The 25,524-nt window shown below is 63.7% G+C and carries 25 protein-coding genes; 9 read left to right on the plus strand and 16 right to left on the minus strand.

Annotated elements, in window-relative coordinates; all coding sequences use genetic code 11:
• Positions 1–21: 21 nt before the first annotated feature.
• The 7 genes from PIN01S_RS15155 to gatC all read right to left on the minus strand — a co-directional run bounded on the left by PIN01S_RS15155 (position 22) and on the right by gatC (position 6,567).
• On the minus strand, positions 22–915 hold the full coding sequence (locus PIN01S_RS15155) for a sulfotransferase family protein (protein ID WP_084336520.1): 894 nt from the start codon (positions 913–915) through the stop codon (positions 22–24).
• A gap of 346 nt (positions 916–1,261) precedes the next feature.
• The gene (locus PIN01S_RS15160; protein WP_084336521.1) at positions 1,262–1,648 is read right to left on the minus strand and encodes a carboxymuconolactone decarboxylase family protein; all 387 of its coding nucleotides are present in this window, start codon (positions 1,646–1,648) and stop codon (positions 1,262–1,264) included.
• A 17-nt stretch (positions 1,649–1,665) separates the two neighbouring features.
• On the minus strand, positions 1,666–2,754 hold the full coding sequence (locus PIN01S_RS15165) for a calcium/sodium antiporter (RefSeq protein WP_084336522.1): 1,089 nt from the start codon (positions 2,752–2,754) through the stop codon (positions 1,666–1,668).
• Between the two features lie 97 nt (positions 2,755–2,851).
• The gene (locus PIN01S_RS15170; RefSeq protein ID WP_084336523.1) at positions 2,852–3,265 is read right to left on the minus strand and encodes a septal ring lytic transglycosylase RlpA family protein; all 414 of its coding nucleotides are present in this window, start codon (positions 3,263–3,265) and stop codon (positions 2,852–2,854) included.
• 96 nt (positions 3,266–3,361) lie between these two features.
• Entirely contained in the window at positions 3,362–4,807 is a 1,446-nt protein-coding gene (gatB, locus tag PIN01S_RS15175) for an Asp-tRNA(Asn)/Glu-tRNA(Gln) amidotransferase subunit GatB (protein ID WP_090257250.1), read from the minus strand.
• 11 nt (positions 4,808–4,818) lie between these two features.
• Positions 4,819–6,270 carry an Asp-tRNA(Asn)/Glu-tRNA(Gln) amidotransferase subunit GatA gene (gatA, locus tag PIN01S_RS15180; protein ID WP_084336525.1) on the minus strand — a complete coding sequence of 484 codons (1,452 nt, stop codon included), beginning with the start codon at positions 6,268–6,270 and terminating at the stop codon, positions 4,819–4,821.
• Between the two features lie 9 nt (positions 6,271–6,279).
• Positions 6,280–6,567, minus strand: a complete 288-nt coding sequence (gatC, locus tag PIN01S_RS15185; protein ID WP_084336526.1) for an Asp-tRNA(Asn)/Glu-tRNA(Gln) amidotransferase subunit GatC — start codon at positions 6,565–6,567, stop codon at positions 6,280–6,282.
• A 220-nt stretch (positions 6,568–6,787) separates the two neighbouring features.
• Between gatC and mreB the strand changes: the two genes are divergently transcribed.
• The 8 genes from mreB (at position 6,788) to tldD (ending at position 17,809) form a co-directional block, all read left to right on the plus strand.
• Positions 6,788–7,825, plus strand: coding sequence for a rod shape-determining protein MreB (gene mreB, locus PIN01S_RS15190; protein WP_084336527.1), 1,038 nt, complete (start codon positions 6,788–6,790; stop codon positions 7,823–7,825).
• 159 nt (positions 7,826–7,984) lie between these two features.
• Positions 7,985–8,941, plus strand: a complete 957-nt coding sequence (gene mreC / locus PIN01S_RS15195; protein WP_084336528.1) for a rod shape-determining protein MreC — start codon at positions 7,985–7,987, stop codon at positions 8,939–8,941.
• Positions 8,941–9,429: a rod shape-determining protein MreD gene (gene mreD, locus PIN01S_RS15200; protein WP_084336529.1), complete on the plus strand. Its 489-nt coding sequence runs from the start codon at positions 8,941–8,943 to the stop codon at positions 9,427–9,429. Before mreC ends, mreD begins: the two co-directional genes overlap by 1 nt.
• Positions 9,430–9,472: 43 nt before the next feature.
• Positions 9,473–10,075, plus strand: coding sequence for a Maf family protein (locus PIN01S_RS15205; RefSeq protein ID WP_084336530.1), 603 nt, complete (start codon positions 9,473–9,475; stop codon positions 10,073–10,075).
• 68 nt (positions 10,076–10,143) lie between these two features.
• Positions 10,144–11,601 carry a ribonuclease G gene (gene rng, locus PIN01S_RS15210; protein WP_084336531.1) on the plus strand — a complete coding sequence of 486 codons (1,458 nt, stop codon included), beginning with the start codon at positions 10,144–10,146 and terminating at the stop codon, positions 11,599–11,601.
• Between the two features lie 15 nt (positions 11,602–11,616).
• The gene (locus PIN01S_RS15215) at positions 11,617–15,438 is read left to right on the plus strand and encodes a YhdP family protein (RefSeq protein WP_084336532.1); all 3,822 of its coding nucleotides are present in this window, start codon (positions 11,617–11,619) and stop codon (positions 15,436–15,438) included.
• Positions 15,439–15,518: 80 nt separating this feature from the next.
• Positions 15,519–16,370 (plus strand): carbon-nitrogen hydrolase family protein, encoded by an 852-nt coding sequence (locus tag PIN01S_RS15220; RefSeq protein WP_084336533.1) that lies wholly within the window; start codon positions 15,519–15,521, stop codon positions 16,368–16,370.
• Positions 16,367–17,809, plus strand: a complete 1,443-nt coding sequence (tldD, locus tag PIN01S_RS15225; RefSeq protein WP_084336534.1) for a metalloprotease TldD — start codon at positions 16,367–16,369, stop codon at positions 17,807–17,809. The genes PIN01S_RS15220 and tldD overlap by 4 nt, the downstream gene beginning before the upstream one ends.
• Before the next feature lie 60 nt (positions 17,810–17,869).
• On the opposite strand, the gene yjgA is transcribed toward tldD, so the two are convergent.
• The gene (gene yjgA, locus PIN01S_RS15230) at positions 17,870–18,391 is read right to left on the minus strand and encodes a ribosome biogenesis factor YjgA (protein WP_084336535.1); all 522 of its coding nucleotides are present in this window, start codon (positions 18,389–18,391) and stop codon (positions 17,870–17,872) included.
• A 102-nt stretch (positions 18,392–18,493) separates the two neighbouring features.
• Here yjgA and pmbA point away from each other — a divergent pair, with 102 nt between their 5' ends.
• On the plus strand, positions 18,494–19,840 hold the full coding sequence (pmbA, locus tag PIN01S_RS15235; RefSeq protein ID WP_084336536.1) for a metalloprotease PmbA: 1,347 nt from the start codon (positions 18,494–18,496) through the stop codon (positions 19,838–19,840).
• A 97-nt stretch (positions 19,841–19,937) separates the two neighbouring features.
• On the opposite strand, the gene PIN01S_RS15240 is transcribed toward pmbA, so the two are convergent.
• From PIN01S_RS15240 to lptC, 8 genes are all read right to left on the minus strand, one after another.
• Positions 19,938–20,210, minus strand: coding sequence for an HPr family phosphocarrier protein (locus PIN01S_RS15240; RefSeq protein WP_084336537.1), 273 nt, complete (start codon positions 20,208–20,210; stop codon positions 19,938–19,940).
• A gap of 19 nt (positions 20,211–20,229) precedes the next feature.
• Positions 20,230–21,087: an RNase adapter RapZ gene (gene rapZ, locus PIN01S_RS15245; protein ID WP_084336538.1), complete on the minus strand. Its 858-nt coding sequence runs from the start codon at positions 21,085–21,087 to the stop codon at positions 20,230–20,232.
• Positions 21,088–21,097: 10 nt separating this feature from the next.
• Positions 21,098–21,562, minus strand: coding sequence for a PTS IIA-like nitrogen regulatory protein PtsN (ptsN, locus tag PIN01S_RS15250; protein WP_084336539.1), 465 nt, complete (start codon positions 21,560–21,562; stop codon positions 21,098–21,100).
• A 16-nt stretch (positions 21,563–21,578) separates the two neighbouring features.
• Positions 21,579–21,887: a ribosome hibernation-promoting factor, HPF/YfiA family gene (gene hpf, locus PIN01S_RS15255; protein WP_084336540.1), complete on the minus strand. Its 309-nt coding sequence runs from the start codon at positions 21,885–21,887 to the stop codon at positions 21,579–21,581.
• Positions 21,888–21,971: 84 nt separating this feature from the next.
• Positions 21,972–23,462: an RNA polymerase factor sigma-54 gene (locus tag PIN01S_RS15260; protein ID WP_084336541.1), complete on the minus strand. Its 1,491-nt coding sequence runs from the start codon at positions 23,460–23,462 to the stop codon at positions 21,972–21,974.
• A 230-nt stretch (positions 23,463–23,692) separates the two neighbouring features.
• Positions 23,693–24,418, minus strand: a complete 726-nt coding sequence (lptB, locus tag PIN01S_RS15265; RefSeq protein ID WP_084336542.1) for an LPS export ABC transporter ATP-binding protein — start codon at positions 24,416–24,418, stop codon at positions 23,693–23,695.
• The gene (gene lptA / locus PIN01S_RS15270; RefSeq protein WP_084336543.1) at positions 24,418–24,963 is read right to left on the minus strand and encodes a lipopolysaccharide transport periplasmic protein LptA; all 546 of its coding nucleotides are present in this window, start codon (positions 24,961–24,963) and stop codon (positions 24,418–24,420) included. Before lptA ends, lptB begins: the two co-directional genes overlap by 1 nt.
• Entirely contained in the window at positions 24,950–25,519 is a 570-nt protein-coding gene (lptC, locus tag PIN01S_RS15275; RefSeq protein WP_084336544.1) for an LPS export ABC transporter periplasmic protein LptC, read from the minus strand. Before lptC ends, lptA begins: the two co-directional genes overlap by 14 nt.
• Positions 25,520–25,524 lie beyond the last annotated feature (5 nt).

Genomic DNA, 25,524 nt, shown 5'->3' on the forward strand with positions numbered 1-25,524 from the left:
CGGCGGTGGACGGAGGTTCGGTCAGGAATGGACCAGGCCGGTATTGAGGCGGTTGGGCGTTGCGGTGCCGCCCAGCGGTTGGATGGCCAACCGGTTGTCCGCCGGGTCGAGGCGGATGATGTTCGCCTCGCTGTAGTTCGGCTCGCGCCAGAAATTCAGGTATTCGGCGTGTTCGAACAGGTCCGGGGGTAGGACCGTGGGCCGGGCCACGGCCTCGGTGTTGCGCTTGACGAAGTGCAGGCCGGGAGTGGACAGACCGTTGTCGAAATGAGGCTCGTCGTAAGTCAGGCTGTCGAAGCTGTGCTCGAAGGGCGACGCCCCTAGGAATTCATAGATCAGTCGAAGGGTGTCCTTCGGGAAGCGAGTCAGGTGGTCGTATTCCACCAGCAGGAGGGCACGTGAATAGTTGCCATAAACGGCCTCCTTGAGTGCGTTCAGTGCATAGCCGACGGTTCGGTTCGGCAAAAGCAATGCCTGGGAACGCGAATAGACGGTGGCGCGTTCTTCCTCGTTGTGGAACAGGCCGGAACGCTCGAAGACATTGCGCTGTACCAGCGTTTCGAAGCTGTCCAGTACGCCGGCTACGCTTCTGACCAGGCAAATCACCCGGACGTCGTCGAACAGTTCATGAAGCAAGGGCAGGCGCGCACACCAGCCTCGGTTGGTATCGAAGATGATGCCGCGCTCTTCGTCCGCGTAGAACGAGTCGAATACACCCCGGAGGATGCGGCGGCGCCTTTCCGGTGTCACCAGGGGCCCATCCTCTCCGTTCGTCTCCACCAGGATGGACGAAAGAATCCGTGCCAGCGGGCTGCTCATGCGGGCATAGACGTTCGGATTCTGCCGCAGGATTGCGGCCAGTAATGTCGAGCCGGAACGGGGAAGGCCCGCGATGAAGTGGAATGTCTTGTTCATGATTGAGCACGCGAGGAGAAATGGACGGCGAGGCCGGAGGGGAATGGTACGGGACGCTCTAGGTGGCTATTTGCCGCCTTTTTCCAGAGTGGCCTGACGGAAAAGTCGGTGAGGATTCCACCATTCTGGAACCCCTGGGTCAGCGGGACTTTTCGCGCTTCTATTGAGAGGTAAGTCGCGAATTGCAGTGCTTGTGAAGAGCGTTTGCCTTGTTTTCCCGGCTTCTAGTAGGTAAGGAGCCGTTGCTATCGATGCTGAATCGCCGGAGGAGGGGCGTTTTCCGATGTACCGGAAAGCAGAGCAGGGCGGGTAATGGAGCGGCCGGGCGGCCGCTCGCTCGAGGGGCTCAGGCTCTCTGCTCGGCCTGCCAGGCTTCGACGACTTCCTGGGCGGCGCGGAAGGCGTCGATGGCGGCCGGTACGCCGGCGTAGACGGCGCAGTGCAGCAGGGCTTCGCGGATTTCTTCCGGCGTGCAGCCATTGTTCAGCGCGCCGCGCACGTGGCCTTTCAGTTCCTGCGGGCATTTCAGGGCGGTGAGCGCGGCCAGGGTGATCAGGCTGCGGGTCTTGCGCGGTAACCCTTCACGGGTCCAGACGCCGCCCCAGGCATGCTCGTTGACGAAGTCCTGCAACGGTTGGGTGAACGCGGTGGCCGAGCCCATGGCGCGCTCGACGAAGGCCTCGCCCATCACCTCGCGGCGGACTTGCAGACCCTGTTCGCGGTTTTCGCTCATTTCATGCTCCTTCGGAATCAACGACGTTGCAAATGCCAGGACCGCGCGGCGATCACGGCCAGGGTCAGGGCGGTCAGCGGCAGGACGAAGCCGATCATGCCGGCGCGGAATTCGCTCATCAACGGCGCGCCGGTGGCGAACAGCACCAAGTACAGCGTATAGGCCAGGTAGTAGCCGAAGAACAGCAGGCCTTCCCAGCGGTTGATCCGGTAGCCGGAGAAGAAGATCGGCAGGCAGGCCACGGCCACCGCGATCATCACCGGGAAGTCGAAGGCCAGGGCATTCGGCGAAACGGAAATCGCCTTCGGCGAGACCAGCGAGGCAAGGCCGAGCACGCAGAGCAGGTTGAAGATGTTGCTGCCGACCACGTTGCCCACGGCGATGTCGCGCTCGCCCTTGAGGGCAGCGAGGATGGAGGTCGCCAGCTCCGGCAGCGAGGTGCCGATTGCGATCACCGTCAGGCCGATCACCAGTTCGGATAGGCCCAGGGCGCGAGCCAGGGAGACGGCGCCTTCGACCAGGAAGTTCGAGCCTGCCACCAGCAGGACGAGGCCGCCGATCACCAGGAACAGATTGACCAGCCAGGCGAAGCGCTTGGGTTGTTCGTGCAGGCCGAACTCTTCGGCGAACTCGTCGCCGCTGCCGGCAGCCTTGTCGCGACGGCTGCTGATGATGAGGAAGGTCGTGTAGGCCAGTACGCCGCTGAATAGCAGGGCGCCATCGAGGCGGCTCAGTTCGCCGTCCCAGGCCAGGGCGAAGGTGACCAGGCTGGCACCGATCATCAGCGGCACGTCCAGGCGGATCAACTGCCGGGAGACGACGAGCGGGGCGATGATTGCCGAAAGACCGAGAATCAGCAGGATGTTGGCGATGTTGCTGCCGACGACGTTGCCGATAGCGATATCGCCGCTGCCGTTCAGCGCCGCCTGCACGCTCACGGCCGTTTCCGGCGCGCTGGTGCCGAAGGCCACCACGGTGAGGCCGATCACCAGGGGTGGGATGCCGAAAATCGCCGCCAGCCGCGCCGCGCCGCGCACCAGAACTTCTGCACCGGCTACCAGCAGGACGAGTCCGGCGATCAGGTAGACAAAAGTCATCAACGTCATTGTCGAGCTCCAGAAAAGGTTGCGCGTAGCTTAACGATCCGCCTTGCCGGCGCCAGTGGGGGATGGCAACGGATTGTTACGATGTGCGTCGCCGTATTCAGTCGACCAGGCTCTCGACGCGAACGGGCACGACGCCTGGGCGGATCATGTCCAGTTGCTGGGCGGCCTTGAACGAGAGATCGATGATGCGTCCACGGCCGTAGGGACCGCGATCATTGATACGGACCACCACGGTGCGGTTGTTGTTCAGGTTGGTGACCCGGACCCGGGTACCGAACGGCAGCGTCCGATGGGCGGCGGTCAGCGCGTTCTGGTCGAAGCGCTCGCCGCTGGCCGTGCGTCGGCCATGGTGACGGGAGCCGTAATAGGAAGCCTTGCCTTCGGCACGGTAGCCGGAGGGATCGATGCGTTCCTCTTCGCCGCCGGGGCGAAGACCGGCACAACCGCCGAGCAGCAGGGACGATACGAGCAGTGCGGATACCCAGCGGGGCCGGGCAAGGCTCAGACGCATCACGGCTCTCTTCTTGTTGTCGAGACGACGAGAAGCGTAACGAAAGCGCGGGGAGGGTGGAACGGGAGCCGACGCGGCCGGCTCCCGGACGGCATGTCAGCCTTCCAGCTTCTTCTTCAGCAGTTCATTGACCTGCTGCGGGTTGGCCTTGCCCTTCGAGGCCTTCATCGCCTGGCCGACGAAGAAGCCGAACATCTTGCCGCGCTTGGCTTCGTCGCTGGCGCGATACTGTTCGACCTGCTCGGCATTGGCGGCCAGTACCTCGTTCAGCATGCTCTCGATGGCGCCGCTGTCGGTGACCTGCTTGAGGCCCTTGGCTTCGATGATCTGATCGGCCGTGCCTTCGCCGTTGGCCATGGCCTCGAAGACCATCTTGGCGATCTTGCCGGAAATGGTGTTGTCCTTGATCCGCAGGATCATGCCGCCCAGTTGTTCGGCGGATACCGGCGACTGCTCGATTTCCAAGTCCGATTTGTTGAGCAGGCTGGCCAGTTCGACCATTACCCAGTTGGCCGCCAGCTTGGCGTCGCCGCAAATGCCCGCGACTTTCTCGAAGTAGTCGGCCATCTCGCGGCTGGCTGACAGCACGCTGGCGTCATAGGCGGACAGGCCGAACTCGGCCTGGAAACGCTCGCGCTTCTGCTGCGGCAGCTCCGGCAGGGTGGCGCGCACCGTGTCGAGGAAGTCCTGCTCGATCACCACCGGCAGCAGGTCCGGGTCCGGGAAGTAGCGGTAGTCGTTGGCTTCTTCCTTGCCGCGCATGGAGCGGGTCTGGTCTTTGTTTGGGTCGTACAGGCGGGTTTCCTGGATGACCTTCCCGCCGTCCTCGATCAGTTCGATCTGGCGCTGGACTTCATGGTTGATCGCCTTCTCGATGAAGCGGAAGGAGTTGACGTTCTTGATCTCCGCACGGGTGCCGAACTCGGCCTGGCCCTTGGGGCGCACCGAGACGTTGCAGTCGCAGCGCAGCGAGCCTTCGTTCATGTTGCCGTCGCAGATGCCGAGGTAGCGCACCAGGGCATGGATCGCCTTGACGTAGGCCACGGCTTCCTTGGCGCTGCGGATGTCCGGTTCGGAGACGATTTCCAACAGCGGGGTGCCGGCGCGGTTCAGATCGATGCCGCTCATGCCGTGGAAGTCTTCGTGCAGGCTCTTGCCGGCGTCTTCTTCCAGGTGCGCGCGGGTGATGCCGATGCGCTTGACGGTGCCGTCTTCCAGGGTGATGTCCAGGTGGCCCTTGCCGACGATAGGCAGCTCGTACTGGCTGATCTGGTAGCCCTTGGGCAGGTCCGGGTAAAAGTAGTTCTTGCGCGCGAAGACGCTCTTGCGGCCAATCTCGGCATCGATCGCCAGGCCGAATTTCACGGCCATCTTCACCGCTTCTTCGTTGAGCACCGGCAGCACGCCGGGCATGCCCAGGTCGATCAGGCTGGCCTGGGTGTTCGGTTCGGCGCCGAAGGTGGTGGCGCTACCGGAGAAAATCTTCGATTGAGTGGCGAGCTGTGCGTGGATTTCCAGCCCGATCACGGTTTCCCATTGCATGTGAATCGTCCTCAGAATCCGGCCGGAGCGCGTGTGTGCCAATCGGTCGCCTGCTGGTAGCGGTGCGCTACGTTGAGCAGGCGGGCTTCCTGGAAGTACGGGGCGAGCAGTTGCACGCCCACCGGCAGCCCATCGGCGAACCCGGCGGGCATGGACAGCCCCGGCAGGCCGGCGAGGTTGGCGGTGATGGTGTAGATGTCTTCCAGGTACTGGGCGACCGGGTCGTTGTTCTTCTCGCCGAGCTTCCAGGCCGGACTCGGCGTGGTCGGACCGAGAATGACGTCCACCTCGGCGAAGGCCGCCATGAAGTCGTTCTTGATCAGACGGCGGATTTTCTGCGCCTGCAGGTAATAGGCATCGTAGTAGCCGGCGGAGAGCGCGTAGGTGCCGACCATGATGCGGCGCTTGACCTCTTCGCCGAAGCCTTCGGCACGGGAGCGCTTGTACAGGTCTTCGAGGTTCTCCGGGTTGGCGCAGCGGTAGCCGAAGCGCACGCCGTCGAAACGCGACAGGTTGGAGGAAGCCTCGGCCGGGGCGATCACGTAGTAGGCCGGGATCGCGTGCTTCATGTTCGGCAGGGAGATTTCCTTGACGCTGGCGCCGAGCTTCTTCAGTTCCTCGACACTGGCCATGACGATCTCGGCGATGCGCGGGTCGAGGCCGGCGCCGAAATATTCCTTGGGCAGGCCGATGCGCAGGCCGTCGAGCGGCTTGTTCAGCTCGCCGAGGTAGTCGTCGAGGGGCTGGTCGACGCTGGTGGAGTCCTTCGGATCGAAGCCGGCCATGGCCTGCAGCATCAGCGCGCAGTCCTCGGCGGTACGGGCCAGCGGGCCGCCCTGGTCGAGGCTGGAGGCATAGGCAATCATGCCCCAGCGGGAGACGCGGCCGTAGGTGGGCTTGAGGCCGGTGAGGTTGGTCAGGGCCGCCGGCTGGCGGATCGAACCGCCGGTATCGGTGCCGGTCGCTGCCGGCAGCAGGCGCGCGGCCACGGCCGCGGCGGAGCCGCCGGAGGAGCCGCCGGGCACGCGCTCGAGGTCCCAGGGGTTCTTCACCGGGCCGTAGTGGCTGGATTCGTTGGCCGAGCCCATGGCGAACTCGTCCATGTTCAGCTTGCCGAGGCTCACGGCGCCCGCGTTAGCGAGCTTTTCGACCACGGTGGCGTTGTATGGGGCGACGAAGTTGTCGAGGATTTTCGAGCCGCAGCTGGTACGCACGCCCTGGGTGCAGAACAGGTCCTTGTGGGCGATCGGCGCGCCCAGCAGAGCGCCGTTTTCACCGGCAGCGCGGCGGGCGTCGGCAGCCTGGGCCTGTTGCAGGGCCAGGTCCTCGGTGACGCTGATGAAGGCGTTGAGCTGCGGGTCGAGCTGATGGATGCGGGCGAGCAGCGCGCGGGTCAGTTCGACGGAGGAGAATTCCTTGGCGGCGAGGCCGCGGGCGATCTCGGCCAGAGTCAGTTGATGCATGGGATTTCCTTACTCGATGACCTTGGGAACCAGATAGAGGCCGTCTTGCACCGCCGGGGCGATGGCCTGGTAGGCGTCGCGGCGGTTTTCCTCGCTCACCGCATCGGCGCGCAGGCGCTGGGTGGCTTCCAGCGGGTGGGCCAGGGGTTCGATGCCGGCGGTATCCACCGCCTGCATCTGGTCGATCAGGCCGAGAATGTTGTTGAGGGTCTCGGTGGTGCGGGGCAGATCGGCTTCGTTCAGCCCAAGGCGGGCGAGGTGGGCGATCTTTTCCACGTCGGAGCGTTCAAGCGCCATCGGGTGTCTCCAGAAGAGGCGGCCGGCGGAAAGCGGGCGTGACCGTGCGAAAGATGCGGGGAACGGATACCGCGAACGGGCGGTCAAAGGCCGCGATTTGGGGCTGCGAAGCCCGGGAAAACCGGCAATTTAACATAGTGCGCGCCTTGCCCAAAATCCCCGTCGTTGTTAGAGTTTGCCGCACTTTTTTACCCACGCGTTGCCCTAGGGTCCCTCTCCCATGTTCAAGAAACTGCGTGGCATGTTTTCCAGCGATCTGTCGATCGACCTGGGCACTGCCAATACCCTTATTTATGTGCGCGAGCGCGGCATTGTGCTGAACGAGCCCTCCGTGGTCGCCATCCGTACCCACGGCAACCAGAAGAGTGTCGTGGCGGTCGGTACCGAAGCCAAGCGCATGCTCGGTCGTACCCCGGGCAATATTTCCGCCATCCGTCCGATGAAGGACGGCGTGATCGCCGATTTCAGCGTCTGCGAAAAGATGCTGCAGTACTTCATCAACAAGGTTCACGAGAACAGCTTCCTGCAGCCCAGCCCACGCGTGCTGATCTGCGTGCCGTGCAAGTCCACCCAGGTGGAGCGCCGTGCGATCCGTGAGTCGGCCCTCGGTGCCGGCGCCCGCGAAGTGTTCCTGATCGAAGAACCGATGGCCGCGGCCATCGGTGCCGGCTTGCCGGTGGAAGAAGCACGTGGCTCGATGGTCGTCGATATCGGCGGCGGCACCACGGAAATCGCGCTGATCTCCTTGAACGGCGTGGTCTACGCCGAGTCCGTCCGCGTCGGCGGCGACCGCTTCGACGAAGCCATCATCACCTACGTGCGCCGCAACTACGGCAGCCTCATCGGCGAATCCACCGCCGAGCGCATCAAGCAGGAAATCGGTACCGCCTACCCGGGCGGCGAGCTGCGCGAAGTCGATGTACGCGGCCGCAACTTGGCCGAAGGGGTGCCGCGCAGCTTTACCCTGAACTCCAACGAAGTGCTGGAAGCCCTGCAGGAGTCGCTGGCGACCATCGTCCAGGCGGTGAAGAGCGCCCTGGAGCAGTCGCCGCCGGAACTCGCTTCCGATATCGCCGAGCGTGGCCTGGTGCTGACCGGCGGTGGCGCGCTGCTGCGTGACCTGGACAAGCTGCTGGCCCAGGAAACCGGCCTGCCGGTGATCGTCGCCGAGGACCCGCTGACCTGCGTAGCCCGTGGCGGTGGCCGTGCCCTGGAAATGATGGACCGGCACACCATGGACCTGCTGTCCACGGAGTGAGTGCCGAGCGGCGGAATTGCACGCAGGCTGACCGTTTCGGCGGCCTGCGACTCGCCGCCCGAGAGCATCTGCGGTCTGCCACGCATCGGCCCTGTCCGGCAGGTGTCGGTTCGCGATGTCGTAGTCAGGCTCTGAGCCCCTAGCTGCGAGGAATTCGCCATTAAACCGCTTTTCACCAAGGGACCTTCGCTGGGCACGCGCCTTCTGGTGCTGGCCGTGCTTTCGGCTGCCTTGATGGTCGTGGATGCGCGTTTCGAGGCCCTGAAGCCAGTACGCAGCCAGATGGCGCTGGTGCTGACCCCCTTCTATTGGCTGGCGGACTTGCCGGTGCGGCTGTGGGATGGGGTCACCCAGCAGTTCACCAGCCGCAGCGAGTTGCTCGCCGAGAACGAGAAGCTCAAGGCCGAAGCGCTGCTGATGCAGCGGCGCCTACAGAAGCTGGCTGCCCTCACCGAGCAGAACGTGCGTCTGCGCGAGTTGCTCAACTCCGCTGCGCTGGTCGACGAGAAGGTGCTGGTCGGCGAGTTGATCGGCGTCGATCCCAACCCGTTCACCCACCGGATTCTCATCGACAAGGGCGAGAAGGATGGCGTGTTTCTCGGTCAGCCGGTCCTGGATGCCCGGGGGTTGATGGGGCAGGTGGTGGAAGTCATGCCCTATACCGCCCGCGTGCTGCTGCTCACCGACACCACCCACAGCATTCCGGTGCAGGTGAACCGCAACGGCCTGCGGGCCATCGCCACCGGTACCGGTAACCCGGAGCGCCTGGAGCTGCGCCACGTGGCCGACACCGCCGACATCAAGGAAGGCGACCTACTGGTCAGTTCCGGCATGGGGCAGCGGTTCCCGGCCGGCTATCCGGTGGCCACGGTGAAGGAGGTCATCCACGACTCCGGCCAGCCTTTCGCCATCGTCCGCGCGGTTCCCACCGCTGCGCTGAACCGCAGCCGCTATCTGCTGCTGGTGTTCACCGATACCCGTTCGCCGGAGCAGCGTGCCAACGACGCCGCCGAGGCGCAGGAAGAAGAAGATCGCAAGGCCGCCGGGCAGCCTCCCGCCGCTGCGGCGCAGCAGGCTCCCGAGCAGCCGGCGGCACCGGCCGAGGGAGCACAGTGATGGTTGCCGTTCGTTCGAGCAATGGCTGGGTGATATGGCTCAGCTTCGCCGCCGCGCTGCTCCTCAGCGTGGCACCCATGCCGAATTTCATGGAGATCGGCCGCCCCTTGTGGGTAGCCCTGGCGCTGACCTACTGGACCCTGGCATTGCCGCACCGGGTCGGGATGACCACCGCCTGGCTGCTGGGGCTGGCCGAGGATGTCCTCTACGGCAGTCTGCTTGGGCAAAATGCCTTGATTCTCACCCTCATCACCTTCCTGGTACTGTCGCTGCACCAGCGCTTGCGCATGTTCCCGATGTGGCAGCAGAGCCTGGTACTGATGGTGGTGTTCGGCCTGGCCCAGTTGGTGCAGCTGTGGCTCAATGCGTTGACCGGCAACCGCCCGCCGACCCTGGCGTTCGTGCTGCCGGCCCTGGTCAGCGCCTTGCTCTGGCCCTGGGCCTGCGTGCTCCTGCGCGGCCTTCATCAGCGTCTGAACGTCAACTGAGCAGGCCCCGTGGCCTGCGTCCCCTCGACACGGAGAAGTCTGCATGGCCACGCTCTATCTGGCCTCCGCATCGCCGCGCCGGCGCGAATTGCTGGCGCAGATCGGCGTACCCTTTGTGACGCTGATCGCTTCGATAGATGAAAACCCCTTGCCCAACGAGCCGGCGAACGCCTATGTAGAGCGTCTCGCGCGCGAAAAGGCGCTTGCCGGGCTCGCCCGGGCGAACGACACGGCGGATGCCGTGGTGCTAGGTGCTGATACCGCGGTGGTGCTGGACGGGCGGATTCTCGGCAAGCCGCAGGATCGCGACGAGGCGCTGGACATGCTGCAGGCGCTGTCCGGTCGCGAGCACGAAGTCCTGACGGCGGTGGCACTGGCCAGTGAAGGGCGCTGCGAGTCACGCGTGGTGGCCAGCCGGGTCGGCTTCCGTCCGTTGAGCCAGGCCGAAGCGGAAGCCTACTGGGCGACCGGTGAGCCGCGGGACAAGGCGGGCAGCTATGGTATTCAAGGGCTGGCGGCGGTTTTCGTCAGCCATCTGCAGGGCAGCTACTCGGCGGTGGTGGGGTTGCCGCTCTGCGAAACCGCGCAATTGCTGGCCGGGTTCGGTATTCCGTGCTGGCAGTCGCAGGCGGCCGATAACAATTAGAAGTTGCAGGTGGGCTGTGTCGAAATAATGGCTCCCCGCCACCAGCTTCATCTCATCGAGATGTACGCATGAGCGAAGAAATCCTGATCAACATCACGCCGATGGAATCGCGCGTGGCGGTGGTGGAAAACGGTGTGCTGCAGGAGGTGCATGTCGAGCGCACCCAGCGGCGTGGCATCGTCGGCAACATCTACAAGGGCAAGGTCGTCCGTGTGTTGCCAGGCATGCAGGCGGCGTTCGTCGATATCGGCCTGGAGCGGGCCGCCTTCATCCATGCCTCGGAGATTTCGACCCGCGAAGGCAGCGCGGTGGAAAACATCAGCGCCCTGGTGCATGAGGGGCAGAGCCTGGTGGTGCAGGTGACCAAGGACCCGATCGGCTCCAAGGGCGCCCGCCTGACCACGCAACTGTCGATTCCCTCGCGCTACCTGGTCTACATGCCGCGCACCAGCCATGTCGGCATCTCCCTGAAGATCGAGGACGAAGGCGAGCGCGAGCGCCTCAAGCAGGTGGTGGCCGACTGCGTCAGCGCCGAGGGGATCGAGGAGAGCGGCGGTTTTATCCTGCGTACCGCCGCCGATGGTGCGCGTCCGGACGAGATTCTGGTGGACATCCGTTACCTGCGCCGGCTCTGGGACCAGATTGCCGCGCAGATGCAGAATGCCTCCGCGCCCTCGGTGATCTACGAAGACCTCAGCCTGGCCCTACGGACCCTTCGCGACTTGGTGAACCCGAAGATCGAGAAAATCCGTATCGACTCGCGGGAAACCTTCCAGAAGGTCAACCAGTTCGTCGCCGAGCTGATGCCGGAAATCGCCGACCGCCTGGAACATTACCCCGGCGAGCGGCCGATCTTCGATCTCTACGGCGTGGAGGACGAAATCCAGAAGGCGCTGGAGCGCAAGGTCCTGCTCAAGTCCGGCGGCTACCTGATCATCGATCCGGCCGAGGCGATGACCACCATCGATGTGAACACCGGCGCCTTCGTCGGCCATCGCACCCTCGAAGAAACCATCTTCAAGACCAACCTCGAGGCGGCTACCGCCATCGCCCGCCAACTGCGCCTGCGCAACCTCGGCGGGATCATCATCATCGACTTCATCGACATGGAGGACGAGGAGCATCAGCGCCAGGTGCTGCGCACCCTGGAGAAGCAACTGGAGCGGGACCACGCCAAGACTAACATCATCGGCATCACCGAACTGGGCCTGGTGCAGATGACACGCAAGCGTACCCGCGAAAGCCTCGAGCAGATTCTCTGCGAGCCCTGTGTCGCCTGCCAGGGACGCGGCAAGCTGAAGACGCCGGAGACCATCTGCTACGAAATCTTCCGCGAGATTCTGCGCGAGGCGCGTGCCTATCAGGCGGAAGGCTATCTGGTTCTGGCCAACCAGAAGGTGGTGGATCGCCTGCTCGACGAGGAGTCGGGAAATGTCGCCGATCTGGAAGCCTTCATTGGGCGGACCATCAAGTTCCAGGTCGAGGCCATGTATTCCCAGGAGCAATACGATGTGGTTCTGCTGTAAGGGTTCGCACTGAGCATGGATCGCCTCGTACGCTTGTTGATCGCTCTGCTGCGTTTTTCCCTGGGGCTCTGTGCGCTGGGCCTGGTCCTGGCGGCGCTCTACGTGAGCCTCGGCCGCGAACTGGTGCCGCTGGTGGCGGAGTACCGGACGGAGGTGGAAGCCAAGGCCCGGGAAATCCTCGCGACGCCGCTGCGGATCGACCGCCTGGAAGGTCGCTGGCGCGGCATGGCGCCCTTGCTGGTTGCCCATGACGTCACCGTCGGCGAGGGCAGCGATGCGGTGCGATTGGATCAGGTGAGGGTGATCCCGGACGTGCTGGGCAGCCTGCTGGCGCGGCAACCGCGTCTCGCCAGTCTGGAACTGGACGGCTTGCAACTCAGCCTGAAAGAAGAAGAGGGTGGTCGCTGGCACGTGGAGGGGTTGCCGCTGCGCGAACCGGGCGAGCCGCTGGCGCCGGAGCAGGCCATTGCCCAACTGCGCAAGATTTCGCGATTGTCGCTGCTGAATAGTCAGGTCACCCTGGAACCCCGCGATCACGGCCCGCTCAGCCTCACCTACGTCAGCCTGACTTTGAGCAGCGGCGCCAGTCGGCAACGTCTGGATGGGCGGCTGCTGTTGCCGGATGGGCAGCCGGTCAGTTGGCAACTGCGGACGCGTTTGCGCCCGCAAGGATGGGCTGCCACCACGGCCGAGCTGTATCTGAGCCTGCCGCAGAGCGACTGGGCATCGTGGCTATTGCCTTCCCTGACCAAGGATTGGAAAGCCGAGACCCTGAAGGCCGGTGGCGAACTCTGGTTGAATTGGGATCAGGGGGCGGTACAGAAAGCCGTGGCGCGCCTGCATGCGCCGGAGCTGAAGGGGGCCTACGCGAAGCGTGAAGCCGTGACCGTGCAGGACCTGGCGCTGACGGCCTATTTCAACCGCAACGAGCAGGGCTTCGACCTGCTCGTGGACTCCCTGGCGCTCAGCCTGGGGGACACGCGCTGGGGCGAAATGCGCCTCGGCGTGACCCGGCAGACGCCCGAGAACGAGGGCGAGCGCTGGCAGGTCAATGCCGACCGCCTGGACTTGGCCCCGCTGACCCCCTTGCTGAAGGCGCTGGCCCCGCTGCCGGAAAAGGCTGCGGACGTCATCCAGGGGCTCAAGGCTCGCGGGGCGTTGCGCAATGTTCAACTGGCCTACCGGCCCACGCGGGAGGATGCCGAACGGTTGCATTTTTCCGCCAACCTGGATCGTGTCGGCTTCGAGGCCTATGGTGGGGCACCGGCGGTGGAGAACGTCAGCGGAGGCATCGAGGGGAACCTGCAGCAGGGCGAGCTGCGGGTGGCGTCGGAGAATTTTTCGCTGCACCTCGATCACCTGTTTCCCCAGCCCTGGCAATACCTCCAGGCCAGTGGCCGGTTGCTCTGGACGCTGGACGACGAGGCGTTCACCCTGGCGGCACCCTACCTGCGGGTGGACGGGGAAGAAGGCAAGTTGGCCGGCGATTTCCTCATCCGCCTGCGGCGCGACCCGGCGGAAGAGGACTACATGGACCTGCGCGTCGGCTTGCGCGAGGGGGATGCCCGCTACACCGAGAAATACCTGCCGACTCTTTCGCCCGGGTTGTCTCCGGAGCTGGCCGCCTGGCTGAAAAGTGCGATCCGCGGCGGCGCGGTGGACGAGGGCTACTTCCAGTACCAGGGCTCCGTGAACAAGGGCGCCGAAGATACCGCCCGCAGCCTCAGCCTGTTCTTCAAGGTGCATGACGCGGAACTGGCGTTCCAGCCGGGGTGGCCCGCCTTGCGTGAGGCCCGTGGCGAGGTGTTCATCGAGGACACCGGTGTGCGTGTGCAGGCCTCCGATGGCAGGTTGCTGGACAGCCGGATCGAGATGGCGACGGCTTCCGTACCCCATGCAGGACCGGATGGCATACCGCGCCTGTTCGTCGAGGGCAGCGTAACGAGCAGCCTGGCCGATGGTTTGAAGATTCTCCAGGAGGCCCCCATCGGAACTGCCGAAACGTTCGCCGGTTGGCAAGGACAGGGCCCTCTGAACGGTGCGCTCAAGCTTGAGATTCCGCTACGCAAGGGCAACAAGCCGAAGGTGCAGGTGGATTTCGCCACGCAGGATGCCCAGCTCAAGGTTGCCCAGGCCAACCTCGATCTGTCGCAATTGAGCGGCGCCTTTCGCTTCGACAGCGAGCAGGGGCTGAGCGCACCGGATATCCGTGCCCAGGTGTTCGGTCGTGCCGTACGGGGCAAGGCCGTCGCGGAAGGGCGCGGTGGGGCGGCACAGACGCGGATCGAGGCCCGTGGGCAGGTTGCCTTGAAGAGCCTGACCGACTGGCTGGCAGCCAGCCAGCCGTTGCCGTTGTCCGGTGAGTTGCCTTACCAGCTCCGCCTGACTCTCGATGGCGCCGATAGCCAACTGCGTGTCGATTCCAACCTCAATGGCCTGGCTATCGATCTGCCCGCGCCCTTCGGCAAGAAGGCCAGTGAGGTGCGCGACACCACTTGGCGGATGACCCTGCAGGGCAACGAACGGCGTTACTGGCTGGACCACGCCGAGCTGGCCAGCTTGGCCTTTGCCGCTCCGGCAGGGCAATTGGCCGAGGGACGTGGCGAGCTGCGCCTGGGGCCGGGGGCCGCCAGTCTGCCGGGTGGCAAGGGCCTGCGTGTGCGTGGGCGGATCGACGAGCTGGACTGGTCAGCCTGGCAGACGGTGGCGAAGCAATACCGCAGCGAACAGGGCAATGCCCAGCAGTTGCTGCGTAGCGCCGACCTGAGGATTGGCCGCTTCCAGGGGTTCGGTACCGATATCGCCGACCTGGGTGTGCAACTGGCGCGTACCGACGCGGCGTGGCAACTGGATTTGGATAGTGCTCTGATCAAGGGCCACATGGGACTCCCGGACAGTGCCGAGGCACCGCTTCAGGTCGCTCTGGAGCATCTTCGACTGCCCAAGGCCGAGCCGCAGGAAGCGGAGCAGCCGGACGCCCCCGATCCCCTGGCCAATATGGACCCGCACCAGATTCCGGCGATGGACGTACGCATCGCCCAGGTTTCGCAAGGCGATGCGTTGCTCGGTGCCTGGTCGCTGAAGAGCCGGCCGAACGAAAAGGGTGTGCGTTTCAGCGAGCTGAACCTCAATCTCAAGGGGCTGAAGATCCAGGGCGACGCGGGCTGGGAGGGCGTGCCCGGGAACGCCTCCAGTTGGTACAAGGGTCGTCTGGAGGGGGCGAACCTCGGTGATGTCCTGCTCGCCTGGGGGTTCGCTCCCACCGCGACCAGCGAGAAGTTTCACCTGGATGTGGATGGCCGCTGGCAGGGCTCGCCCGCCTGGGTCAGCCTGAAGCGGTTCTCCGGCAGCCTGGATGCGAGTTTGCGCAAGGGGCAGTTCGTCGAAGTGCAGGGATCGGCTTCCGCCTTGCGGGTCTTCGGTTTGCTCAATTTCAATTCCATCGGCCGCCGGTTGCGCCTGGATTTCTCCGACCTGCTCGGCAAAGGGCTGAGCTACGATCGGGTGAAGGGCGTTCTGGTGGCGAGCGAAGGCGTCTATGTCACACGCGAGCCCATCACACTTACCGGGCCATCGAGCAATCTGGAACTGGATGGCACGCTGGACATGGTCCGCGATCGTATCGACGCCAAGCTGGTGGTCACCTTGCCCGTGACCAACAACCTGCCGCTGGCCGCCCTGATCGTCGGGGCGCCAGCCATTGGCGGCGCGCTCTTCGTAGTGGACAAGCTGCTCGGCGACAAGGTGGCGCGCTTCGCCAGCGTGCAATACAAGGTCGAGGGTCCCTGGCAGGACCCGGCGATCACCTTCGATAAGCCTTTCGAGAAGCCCCGCTAGGTTTTTCCTCCGTGTCGCAGAGAAGCGACACGGACGGACGCCGCATGGAGTAGCATGCGGCCATCTCCCGAGGAGAAGACATGTCCCTTGCCGTGATTCAAATGGTCAGCCAGAACGACGTCCTGGCCAATCTGGCTACCGCTCGTCGCTTGCTCGAGCAGGCCGCCGAAGGGGGCGCCCGCCTGGCGGTGCTGCCGGAAAACTTCGCTGCCATGGGGCATCGGGACCTGGCCGGCATCGGTCGAGCCGAGGCCGAAGGCCGGGGACCGATACTGCCCTGGTTGAAACAGGTCGCTCGAGACCTAAAGTTATGGATAGTGGCCGGCACCTTGCCGCTGCCGCCGGACGATCGTCCCGACGCCCGTGCGCATGCCTGCTCGTTGTTGGTCGATGAGCACGGCGAACGGGTGGCGCGCTACGACAAGCTGCATCTGTTCGACGTGGACGTTGCCGACAACCGGGGGCGTTATCGGGAGTCTGACGATTATTCCCATGGTAGTCGCCTGGTGGTGGCCGACACACCGGAGGGCCGATTGGGCATGACGGTCTGCTATGACCTGCGCTTTCCCGAGCTTTACGGGGCATTGCGCGATGCCGGAGCCGAGCTGATCAGCGCGCCTTCGGCCTTTACCGCGGTGACCGGCGAAGCGCACTGGGAAGTGCTGGTGCGTGCCCGGGCCATCGAGACCCAGTGCTACCTGCTGGCGGCGGCCCAGGGCGGAACCCATCCGGGGCCGCGGGCCACGTATGGCCATTCGGCCATCGTCGATCCATGGGGGCGTGTGCTGGCCGAGCAAGACCAAGGCGAGGCGTTTTTGTTGGCCGACAGGGATGCCGCCGAGCAGGCGGCGATACGCCAGCGTATGCCGGTGCGCGATCACCGTCGTTTTTCTGTGTCGACCGTGGTGCGGTCGGCTTCGGAGTTGTTATGAGCGATCTGCTGTTACCCGTAAGCGAACACCTGCTGGCTCCTGGCGGGCTGAGCATCGACCAACTACCGTCGCTGCTCGGCGAACTGGCGGGTCCCGGCATCGATGCCGCCGACCTGTATTTCCAGAGCCAGGTCTCCGAGTCCTGGGTGCTCGAAGACGGCATCGTCAAGGAAGGCAGCTTCCACCTCGACCAAGGCGTCGGTGTACGTGCCCAGTCGGGTGAGAAGACTGGCTTCGCCTACAGCAATGCGATCACCGCTCAGGCGTTGAGCGACGCCGCCCGTGCTGCTCGGTCCATCGCCCGGACGGGACAGGAAGGGCGCGTTCAAGTCTTTTCCACACCGACGGTGACGCGCCTGTACGGCCAGGATAATCCGCTGGACGTGATCAGCCGGGCGGAAAAGGTCGAGCTGCTGCAACGGGTCGACGCGGCGACCCGAGCGCTGGACCCTCGGATCAAGCAGGTCACAGTGAGCCTGGCGGGCGTCTGGGATCGCATCCTGGTCGCTGCCAACGACGGCAGCCTGGCCGCGGACATCCGGCCGCTGGTGCGTTTCAACGTCAGTGTGATCGTCGAGCAGAACGGCCGTCGCGAGCGTGGCGGTCAGGGCGGCGGCGGACGGAGCGACTACCGCTATTTCCTCAGCGAAGACCGCGCCATGGGTTATGCCCGTGAAGCGCTGCGGCAGGCCTTGGTGAACCTCGAGTCGGTACCGGCGCCGGCGGGTACCTTGCCCGTGGTGCTCGGTTCCGGCTGGTCCGGCGTGCTGCTGCACGAGGCGGTCGGGCATGGCCTGGAAGGTGATTTCAATCGCAAGGGCAGTTCGGCCTATAGCGGGCGGATCGGCGAGAAGGTGGCGTCGAGCCTGTGCACCATCGTCGACGACGGCACCTTGGTTGGCCGCCGCGGCTCGCTGAGCCTGGACGACGAAGGGACGCCGACCCAGTGCACCACGCTGATCGAGAACGGCGTGTTGCGCGGCTACATGCAGGACAAGCTCAACGCTCGGCTGATGGGTGTGCCGGCTACCGGCAATGGTCGTCGCGAGTCCTATGCGCACCTGCCGATGCCGCGCATGACCAACACCTACATGCTCGCCGGCGAAAGCGACCCGGAAGAAATCATCGCCTCGGTGAAGAAGGGCATCTATTGCGCCAGTCTGGGCGGCGGGCAGGTGGATATCACCAGCGGCAAGTTCGTGTTTTCCACCAGCGAGGCGTATCTGATCGAGAACGGCAAGATCACCACACCGGTCAAGGGCGCGACCCTGATCGGCAACGGCCCCGACGTGATGAACAAGGTATCTATGCTGGGCAACGACCTTGCGCTGGACAGCGGTGTCGGAACCTGTGGGAAGGAAGGTCAGTCGGTGCCGGTGGGCGTCGGTCAGCCGACCTTGAAGATCGACGCCATCACCGTGGGTGGGACTGGAGGGTAGGGCAGTTTCAAGCTGCAAGAGAAAAGCCGTGTAGCTCCTACTTGCAGCTTGTAGCTGTTTTTAGCGCAGACCGCGTTTGGTTTCGTCCAGTTCGCGGATGTACTTGAAGATCTTGCGGGCGGCGGTCGGTGGTTTGTTCCGGGCGCTTTCCTGTTGGGCCTGGCGGACCAGTTGGCGCAGGTGCTGGCGATCGGCGTCGGGGTATTCGGCGACGAAGCTGTCGAGGACCTCGTCGTCTCCGCCCAGCAGGCGGTCGCGCCAGCGTTCCAGGGCATGGAAACGCTCGTTGTATTGACGGGTGGATGCGTCCACCTGCTCGACCAGGGCGAGGATGGCGTCGATGTCCTGGTCGCGCATCAGTTTGCCGATGTACTGGATGTGTCTTTTACGGGCGATGTGGGCGGTGTGCTTCGGTGCTTCGGCAAGGGCACGACGCAATGGATCGGTCAGCGGCAGGCGGGCCAGCAGGTCGGGCTTGAGCGTGGTGAGGCGCTCGCCCAGCTCCTGCAGGGCATGCAGTTCGCGCTTGACCTGGGATTTGCTCTTCTCTTCGGAGAAGTCGTCGTCGAGAAATTCAGGCATGGGGCGGGTCCGGTTGGAAACGCCGCCATGATAACCAGTCGGGGGCTGCTTGTCCGGCCCTGCCAGGTGACTGGTCCAGCAGGCTAGAGAAACGGAGTGGTTATGAGTGAAGTAGCAGTGGTGGGACCGCAGGCGTTGCCGGAACTCGAGGCCAAGGTGGAACGCATCCTTGCCGAAGCCAAACGGCAGGGCGCCAGCGCCTGCGAGGTGTCGGTCTCGGTGGAGCAGGGGTTGTCCACCACCGTTCGGCAGCGTGAAGTGGAAACGGTGGAGTTCAACCGGGACCAGGGGTTCGGCATCACGCTCTATGTTGGCAAGCGCAAGGGCTCGGCGAGTACCTCGGCGAGCGGCGAGGACGCTATCCATGAAACCGTCGCGGCGGCCCTGGCGATCGCCAAGCACGCTTCGGAGGATGAGTGCGCGGGGTTGGCCGATGCGGACCTGATGGCCCGCGACCTGCCGGAGCTGGACCTGTTCCACCCCTGGCCGATCACGCCGGAGCAGGCCGTCGAACTGGCCTTGAATTGCGAGGCGGCCGCCTTCGCCACCGATTCGCGCATCCGCAATGCCGACGGCACCAGCCTGAATACCCATCAGGGTTGCCGTGTATACGGCAACAGCAACGGCTTCATCGGCGGCTATGCCAGTACCCGTCACAGCCTGAGCTGCGTAATGATCGCCGAAGGCGAAGGGCAGATGCAGCGCGACTACTGGTATGACGTCAGCCGCCAGGGCGAAGCATTGGCCGATCCGGCGAGCATCGGCCGGCATGCTGCGGAACGTGCTGTCCGCCGCCTCGGTGCGCGCCCGGTGCCGACATGCGAGGTGCCCGTGCTGTTCGCTGCCGAATTGGCCACTGGCCTGTTCGGGCATTTCCTGGCTGCGATTTCCGGCGGCAATATTTACCGCAAGTCTTCCTTCCTCGAAGGCGCTTTAGGGCAGCGGCTATTCCCCGAATGGATGAAGCTGGACGAGCGCCCGCATATTCCCCGTGCGCTGGGCAGTGCCACCTTCGATGGGGATGGCCTGGCGACCTATGCCAAATCGTTCATCGAGCAGGGCGAGCTGTTGTCCTACGTGCTCAGCACCTATTCCGGGCGCAAGCTGAACATGCCGAGCACCGCCAATGCCGGTGGTGTGCACAACCTATTCGTCAGCCACGGCGACGAAGACCAGGCTGCCCTGATCCGCCGAATGGGCCGTGGGCTGTTTGTGACCGAGCTGATGGGGCAGGGGCTGAACCTGGTGACTGGCGATTACTCCCGCGGTGCGGCGGGCTATTGGGTCGAGAACGGAGAGATCCAGTTCCCGGTTCAGGAAGTCACCATTGCCGGAAACCTGCGTGACATGTTCCTCGGCATCGCTGCAGTGGGCAAAGATCTGGAGCGGCGCAGTAGCATCAGCACGGGCTCGGTGCTCATCGAGCGGATGACAGTCGCGGGGAGCTAAAAAGCAGCGTCAAGCTGCAAGCTTCAAGAAAAAAGCGTGAGCGTTTGCTGGAAGGGTGAGGTCCGCCTCAGCCTGGCTCGCTTGCAGCTTGCGCGGTTTATTCGCCTTCGTCGAAGCGGTTGTTGATCAGTTCGATCAAGGCGTTCAGGGCATCGTCGTCCTGCTCGCCTTCGGTGTGGAGATGAATCGGCGTCCCCTTCCCGGCGGCGAGCATCATGACAGCCATGATGCTCTTGCCATCGACGAGACTTTCCGGTGAGCGGCCTACCTTGACCTGGCAGGGGTAGCGTCCGGCAACGCCAACGAACTTGGCGGCTGCGCGGGCGTGCAGGCCGAGCTTGTTGATAATGGTGATTTCGCAGGCAGGCATCGCGCTTTGAATCCTTCTTTCAGCGGAGGTCGCGGTGGCGAACCTGAACGTTCTTCAGTTGTTCTTTCAGGACCTGGCCTAGCCGCTCCGCCAGGTACACCGAGCGGTGGTGCCCGCCGGTACAACCGATGGCGATGGTGACATAGGCGCGATTGCTCGCGGCGAATCGCGGCAGCCACTTCTGCAGGTAACCGCGAATGTCCTGATACATGTCTTCGACATCGGGTTGCGCTGCCAGGTACTCGATCACTGGCTGGTCCAGACCGGAAAAGTCGCGCAGTTCCGGCTTCCAGTAAGGATTCGGCAGGCAGCGTACATCGAATACCAGATCCGCATCCACCGGCATGCCGCGCTTGAATCCGAACGACTCGACCAGAAAGGCCGTGCCGGGTTCCGGCTTGTTCAGCAGGCGCAGCTTGATCGTGTCGCGGAGCTGGTAGAGGTTGAGGTGGGTGGTATCGATCTTCAGGTCGGCCAGATCGGCGATCGGGCCGAGAAGGCCGCCTTCGTCATGGATCGCTTCGGCCAGGGAACGTGTTTCGTTGGTCAGTGGGTGCCGTCGTCGGGTCTCCGAGAAGCGCTTGAGCAACGTCTCGTCATCGGCGTCGAGATAGAGCACGTCACAGAGAATGTGGCGGGCGCGGACCTCTTCCAACAGGTCGGGGAAACGCTGCAAATGGCTGGGCAGGTTGCGTGCGTCGATGGATACCGCAACCTGCGGATGCAGCAGTTCGGTATGGAGCAACGCGCGTTCGGCCAGTTCAGGCAGCAAGCCGGCGGGCAGGTTGTCGATGCAATAGAAACCATTGTCCTCGAGTACGTCGAGGGCAGTGCTCTTGCCCGAACCGGAGCGTCCGCTGACGATGATCAGGCGCATGTCGGAAACCCTATCGGCCGTTCTGGATGTCTACCACCACCTGATACAGGGCTTCGCCGCTCGGCGCATGGCGCAGACGTTCGCGTACGTCGCCACGGTCGAGCATGCTGGCGATCTGGCGGAGCAGTTCGAGGTGTGCGTCGGTGGCCGCTTCGGGAACCAGCAGGACGAACAACAGATCGACCGGGGCACCGTCGATGGCATCGAAGTCCACGGGGGAATCGAGTCGGAGCAGAGCGCTGATCGGCGAGGTACAGCCGGGCAGCCGGCAATGGGGGATCGCGATGCCGTTGCCGAAGCCGGTGGACCCGAGCTTTTCGCGGGCGATCAGGCTCTCGAATATATCCTGGCTATCCAGCTCGGGCACTTCGCGAGCAACCAGGTTGGCTATCTGTTCGAGTACACGCTTCTTGCTGCCGCCCGGCACGTTCACCAGGGAACGGCCGGGGGTCAGGATATTTTCTAGTCGGATCATAAGAAGGGAGAAAGCGTCAGCGGGCCATTGCACCCTGCTGGCGATTGAGCTGCTTTTCCTTGTGCTTGATCAATTGACGATCGAGTTTGTCGGTCAGAAGGTCGATGGCCGCGTACATGTCTTCATGTTCGGCGTTGGCGACGACCTCGCCGCCGGCGATGTGCAGGGTGGCTTCGATTTTCTGCTTCAGTTTCTCAACCTCCATGATCACCTGCACGTTGGTGATTCGGTCGAAGTGGCGTTCCAATCGACTGAGTTTTTCAGCGACATAGTCGCGTAGGGCGTCGGTCACAACCAGTTGATGTCCACTGATGTTGACTTGCATACCGCTTCTCCTTGTTGCCCGTGTGTATTAGAGACAGGCTAACGGGCCTGTCACCGGAACACTTTGGCCTGGGTCAATGCCGCGTCACATCAATCGCTTGCGTTCGCTGGAGGGGGCTATCCCGAGCGACTCGCGGTACTTGGCGACCGTGCGACGGGCTACTTGAATGCCCTGTGCCTCCAGTAAACCAGCGATCTTGCTGTCGCTCAACGGCTTTTTCGGATTTTCCGCCGCGACCAGTTTCTTGATGATCGCCCGGATCGCCGTGGAGGAGCATTCGCCGCCTTCGGAGGTGCTGACGTGGCTGGAGAAAAAGTACTTCAGTTCGTAGATCCCGCGCGGGGTATGCATGAACTTCTGGGTGGTCACCCGGGAAATGGTCGACTCGTGCATGCCCACCGCTTCGGCGATGTCGTGCAGGACCAGGGGCTTCATCGCCTCTTCGCCGTATTCGAGGAAACCGCGCTGGTGTTCGACGATCTGGGTCGCCACCTTCATCAGGGTTTCGTTGCGGCTCTGCAGGCTCTTGATGAACCAGCGCGCCTCCTGCAGCTGATTGCGCATGAAGGTGTTGTCGGCGCTGGAGTCGGCGCGACGGACGAAGCCGGCGTAATGGGGATTGACCCGCAGGCGCGGTACCGCCTCCTGGTTCAGCTCCACCAGCCAGCGGTCGTTGTGCTTGCGCACCACCACGTCGGGCACGACATATTCGGGCTCGCTGGCCTCGATCTGCGAACCGGGGCGCGGGTTGAGGCTCTGGATCAGTTCGATGACCTGGCGCAGCTCGTCTTCCTTGAGCTTCATGCGCCGCATCAGTTGGCTGTAGTCGCGGCTGCCGAGGAGGTCGAGGTAGTCGTTGGCCAGGCGCTTGGCTTCGTCCAGCCAGGGCGTGTCGGCGGGTAGCTGGCGCAGTTGCAGGGTCAGGCATTCACGCAGATCGCGGGCGCCCACGCCGGCAGGTTCGAACTGCTGGATGCGGTGCAGGACCACTTCCACTTCGTCCAGTTCGATGTCGAGCTCGGGGTCGAAGGATTCGAGGATTTCCTCAAGGCTTTCCTCGAGATAGCCGTTGTTGTCGATGCAATCGATGATGGTGGTGGCGATCAGGCGATCGGTGTCCGACATCGGTGCCAGGTTCAATTGCCAGAGCAGGTGGCTTTGCAGGCTTTCACCCGCGGAGGTGCGGGAAGTGAAATCCCACTCGTCGTCATCGCTGCTGGGCAGGCTGCTGGCGCTGGTCTGGTAGACGTCTTCCCAGGCGGTGTCGACCGGTAGTTCGCTGGGAATGCGCTCGTGCCATTCGCCGTCTTCCAGGGTTTCCACCGTAGGTGCGGCATCCTGGAAGGACACTTCCTGACTGCCGGGATTGGGCAACTCGTCGCCATCGGCCAATGGGTCGGAGTTGTCGAAATCGTCGCCTTCCTCCTGACGCTCGAGCATCGGGTTGGATTCGAGAGCCTCCTGGATTTCCTGTTGCAAATCCAGGGTGGACAGTTGGAGCAGGCGGATGGCCTGTTGCAGCTGAGGTGTCATCGTCAGCTGCTGGCCCATCTTAAGGACTAGCGATGGTTTCATGGCGACCTTATTTGCCGGCGCATCTGCGCCATCCACTACAGGGCGCTGAAGCGCCACCAGGAAGCAAATTATATGCCTGACTTCGTCTGCTTTGACTAGGCCGTGTCTTCAAATATTTCCCTTCTCATGTTGCTCGAGAAGCAGCTCGATGCCGCCGCGGCAAGGAAGGAAAAGGTAGCAGGCGATGCGCTGCATCCGTGCGTCCACCCGGAAATCGATCTGGGTGGAGGTTACAGGCGGAACTCGTGGCCGAGGTAGACTTCCTTGACCAACTGGTTGGCCAGGATTGTCTCGGCATCGCCTTCGGCGATCAACTGGCCGTCGTTGACGATATAGGCCGTTTCGCAGATATCCAGCGTTTCGCGGACATTATGGTCGGTGATCAACACACCGATGCCCTTGCCCTTCAGGTGATGGATGATTTGCTTGATATCGCCCACGGAAATCGGGTCCACGCCGGCAAAAGGTTCGTCGAGCAGGATGAACTTGGGTGAGGTGGCCAGCGCCCGGGCGATTTCCACTCGGCGCCGCTCGCCGCCCGACAGGCTCATGCCGAGGCTGTCGCGGATATGACTGATGTGGAATTCCTGCAGCAGCGCTTCCAGGGCCTGCTGGCGGCCGGCGCGATCGAGGTCCTTGCGGGTTTCCAGGATCGCCATGATATTGTCGGCCACGCTGAGCTTGCGGAAGATCGAGGCTTCCTGCGGTAGATAGCCGATGCCGGCACGGGCGCGGCCATGCATCGGCTGGTGGCTGACGTCGCGATCGTCGATCAGGATGCGCCCCTGATCGGCCTGGACCAAGCCGACGATCATGTAGAAGCAAGTGGTCTTGCCGGCGCCGTTGGGGCCGAGCAGGCCGACGATCTGGCCGCTGTCGATGGACAGGCTGACGTCGCGGACGACCTGGCGGCCCTTGTAGCTCTTGGCCAGGTGCTGGGCTTTCAGGGTGGCCATTACTGGGGCTGCTCCGCAGGCTGTTCCTTCTTCCTCGGCTGGATGACCATGTCGATGCGCGGGCGCGGCGTCGTTACCTCGGCGCCGCTGGCGCGACCCGCGTTGACGATCTGGCGCTGGGTGTCATAGACGATCTTTTCGCCTTCGAAGGTGTTGCCTTCCTGGATGACCTTGGCCTGGTCGAGCAGGACGATGCGCTCGTTGGCGGCGAAGTACTGGATGGTCAGGCCGTAGGCCTTGACGATATCCTTGTCCACCGCCGGCTTCTGCTCGTAATACGCGGGCTTGCCGACAGCCGTGAAGACTTCGATGTCGCCGTTCTTGTTCTGCGTGATGGTTACCGTGTTGCCGGTGATCTTCAGGGTGCCCTGGGTGATCACGACGTCGCCGCGATAGACGGCTACGCCCTGCTTGTCGTCGAGCTCGGCGCTATCGGCTTGGACGCGGATCGGTTGGTCCCGGTCGCTGGGCAATGCCCATGCGCTTACGCTTCCCAGCGCGGCGCTCAAGCTGAGCAGAAGGGGGAGGGGGTTAACGAACCTCATGCTGGCCTCTTACGTTGGACAGCAGGAGCATCCTGCCATCATTCAAATACGCTTTCATTCCCTGTGCCGTGGTCACCCCGTTGGCGGCCTCGATTCTAACGGCTTGCTGGGTCTGCGCATATTCCTTCTCGGGGAACACGGTCAGGCGGCTGGTGGTGAGAATGGTCGGGCGGCCCTTGGCGTCGGTGCGTTCGACGCGGACGGCTTCGATCAGCTCGACTTCCTGGCCTTCGGGGGCGACTTCGCCGCGGTCGCTGCGCACGTGCCAGGGCAATTCGGTACCGCGATAGAGCAGCAGGTCCGGCTCGTTCAGCAGGGTGACGTCCGTGGCCTTGACGTGGTCCAGCCTGTCGGCGCGCATCTCGTAACGAAGTTTGCCGTCTTCCTGGAATTGCACGCTACGCGCGTTGATCGCATAGAAGTCGATGGCGCTTTCGTCGACGGTTGCGACAGGGCGGTCCAGAAAGCTTTCCGGACGAATGTTCCAGTAGCCCACGGCGGCCAGCAGGGCCGCGATCAGGCTGAGCAGGACGATGAAGCGCAGTTTACGCAGCATGGTCG

The organism is Pseudomonas indica NBRC 103045 (assembly GCF_002091635.1).
Classification (GTDB): Bacteria; Pseudomonadota; Gammaproteobacteria; order Pseudomonadales; family Pseudomonadaceae; genus Pseudomonas_M; species Pseudomonas_M indica.

What these genes read in the sequence shown, in the direction of transcription:
- PIN01S_RS15155 (WP_084336520.1), bottom strand. Translation starts at nt 915, where the DNA reads ATGAACAAGACATTCCACTTCATCGCGGGCCTTCCCCGTTCCGGCTCG.
- PIN01S_RS15160 (WP_084336521.1), bottom strand. Translation starts at nt 1,648, where the DNA reads ATGAGCGAAAACCGCGAACAGGGTCTGCAAGTCCGCCGCGAGGTGATG.
- PIN01S_RS15165 (WP_084336522.1), bottom strand. Translation starts at nt 2,754, where the DNA reads ATGACGTTGATGACTTTTGTCTACCTGATCGCCGGACTCGTCCTGCTG.
- PIN01S_RS15170 (WP_084336523.1), bottom strand. Translation starts at nt 3,265, where the DNA reads ATGCGTCTGAGCCTTGCCCGGCCCCGCTGGGTATCCGCACTGCTCGTA.
- gatB (WP_090257250.1), bottom strand. Translation starts at nt 4,807, where the DNA reads ATGCAATGGGAAACCGTGATCGGGCTGGAAATCCACGCACAGCTCGCC.
- gatA (WP_084336525.1), bottom strand. Translation starts at nt 6,270, where the DNA reads ATGCATCAACTGACTCTGGCCGAGATCGCCCGCGGCCTCGCCGCCAAG.
- gatC (WP_084336526.1), bottom strand. Translation starts at nt 6,567, where the DNA reads ATGGCGCTTGAACGCTCCGACGTGGAAAAGATCGCCCACCTCGCCCGC.
- mreB (WP_084336527.1), top strand. Translation starts at nt 6,788, where the DNA reads ATGTTCAAGAAACTGCGTGGCATGTTTTCCAGCGATCTGTCGATCGAC.
- mreD (WP_084336529.1), top strand. Translation starts at nt 8,941, where the DNA reads ATGGTTGCCGTTCGTTCGAGCAATGGCTGGGTGATATGGCTCAGCTTC.
- PIN01S_RS15205 (WP_084336530.1), top strand. Translation starts at nt 9,473, where the DNA reads ATGGCCACGCTCTATCTGGCCTCCGCATCGCCGCGCCGGCGCGAATTG.
- rng (WP_084336531.1), top strand. Translation starts at nt 10,144, where the DNA reads ATGAGCGAAGAAATCCTGATCAACATCACGCCGATGGAATCGCGCGTG.
- PIN01S_RS15215 (WP_084336532.1), top strand. Translation starts at nt 11,617, where the DNA reads ATGGATCGCCTCGTACGCTTGTTGATCGCTCTGCTGCGTTTTTCCCTG.
- PIN01S_RS15220 (WP_084336533.1), top strand. Translation starts at nt 15,519, where the DNA reads ATGTCCCTTGCCGTGATTCAAATGGTCAGCCAGAACGACGTCCTGGCC.
- tldD (WP_084336534.1), top strand. Translation starts at nt 16,367, where the DNA reads ATGAGCGATCTGCTGTTACCCGTAAGCGAACACCTGCTGGCTCCTGGC.
- yjgA (WP_084336535.1), bottom strand. Translation starts at nt 18,391, where the DNA reads ATGCCTGAATTTCTCGACGACGACTTCTCCGAAGAGAAGAGCAAATCC.
- pmbA (WP_084336536.1), top strand. Translation starts at nt 18,494, where the DNA reads ATGAGTGAAGTAGCAGTGGTGGGACCGCAGGCGTTGCCGGAACTCGAG.
- PIN01S_RS15240 (WP_084336537.1), bottom strand. Translation starts at nt 20,210, where the DNA reads ATGCCTGCCTGCGAAATCACCATTATCAACAAGCTCGGCCTGCACGCC.
- rapZ (WP_084336538.1), bottom strand. Translation starts at nt 21,087, where the DNA reads ATGCGCCTGATCATCGTCAGCGGACGCTCCGGTTCGGGCAAGAGCACT.
- ptsN (WP_084336539.1), bottom strand. Translation starts at nt 21,562, where the DNA reads ATGATCCGACTAGAAAATATCCTGACCCCCGGCCGTTCCCTGGTGAAC.
- hpf (WP_084336540.1), bottom strand. Translation starts at nt 21,887, where the DNA reads ATGCAAGTCAACATCAGTGGACATCAACTGGTTGTGACCGACGCCCTA.
- PIN01S_RS15260 (WP_084336541.1), bottom strand. Translation starts at nt 23,462, where the DNA reads ATGAAACCATCGCTAGTCCTTAAGATGGGCCAGCAGCTGACGATGACA.
- lptB (WP_084336542.1), bottom strand. Translation starts at nt 24,418, where the DNA reads ATGGCCACCCTGAAAGCCCAGCACCTGGCCAAGAGCTACAAGGGCCGC.
- lptA (WP_084336543.1), bottom strand. Translation starts at nt 24,963, where the DNA reads ATGAGGTTCGTTAACCCCCTCCCCCTTCTGCTCAGCTTGAGCGCCGCG.
- lptC (WP_084336544.1), bottom strand. Translation starts at nt 25,519, where the DNA reads ATGCTGCGTAAACTGCGCTTCATCGTCCTGCTCAGCCTGATCGCGGCC.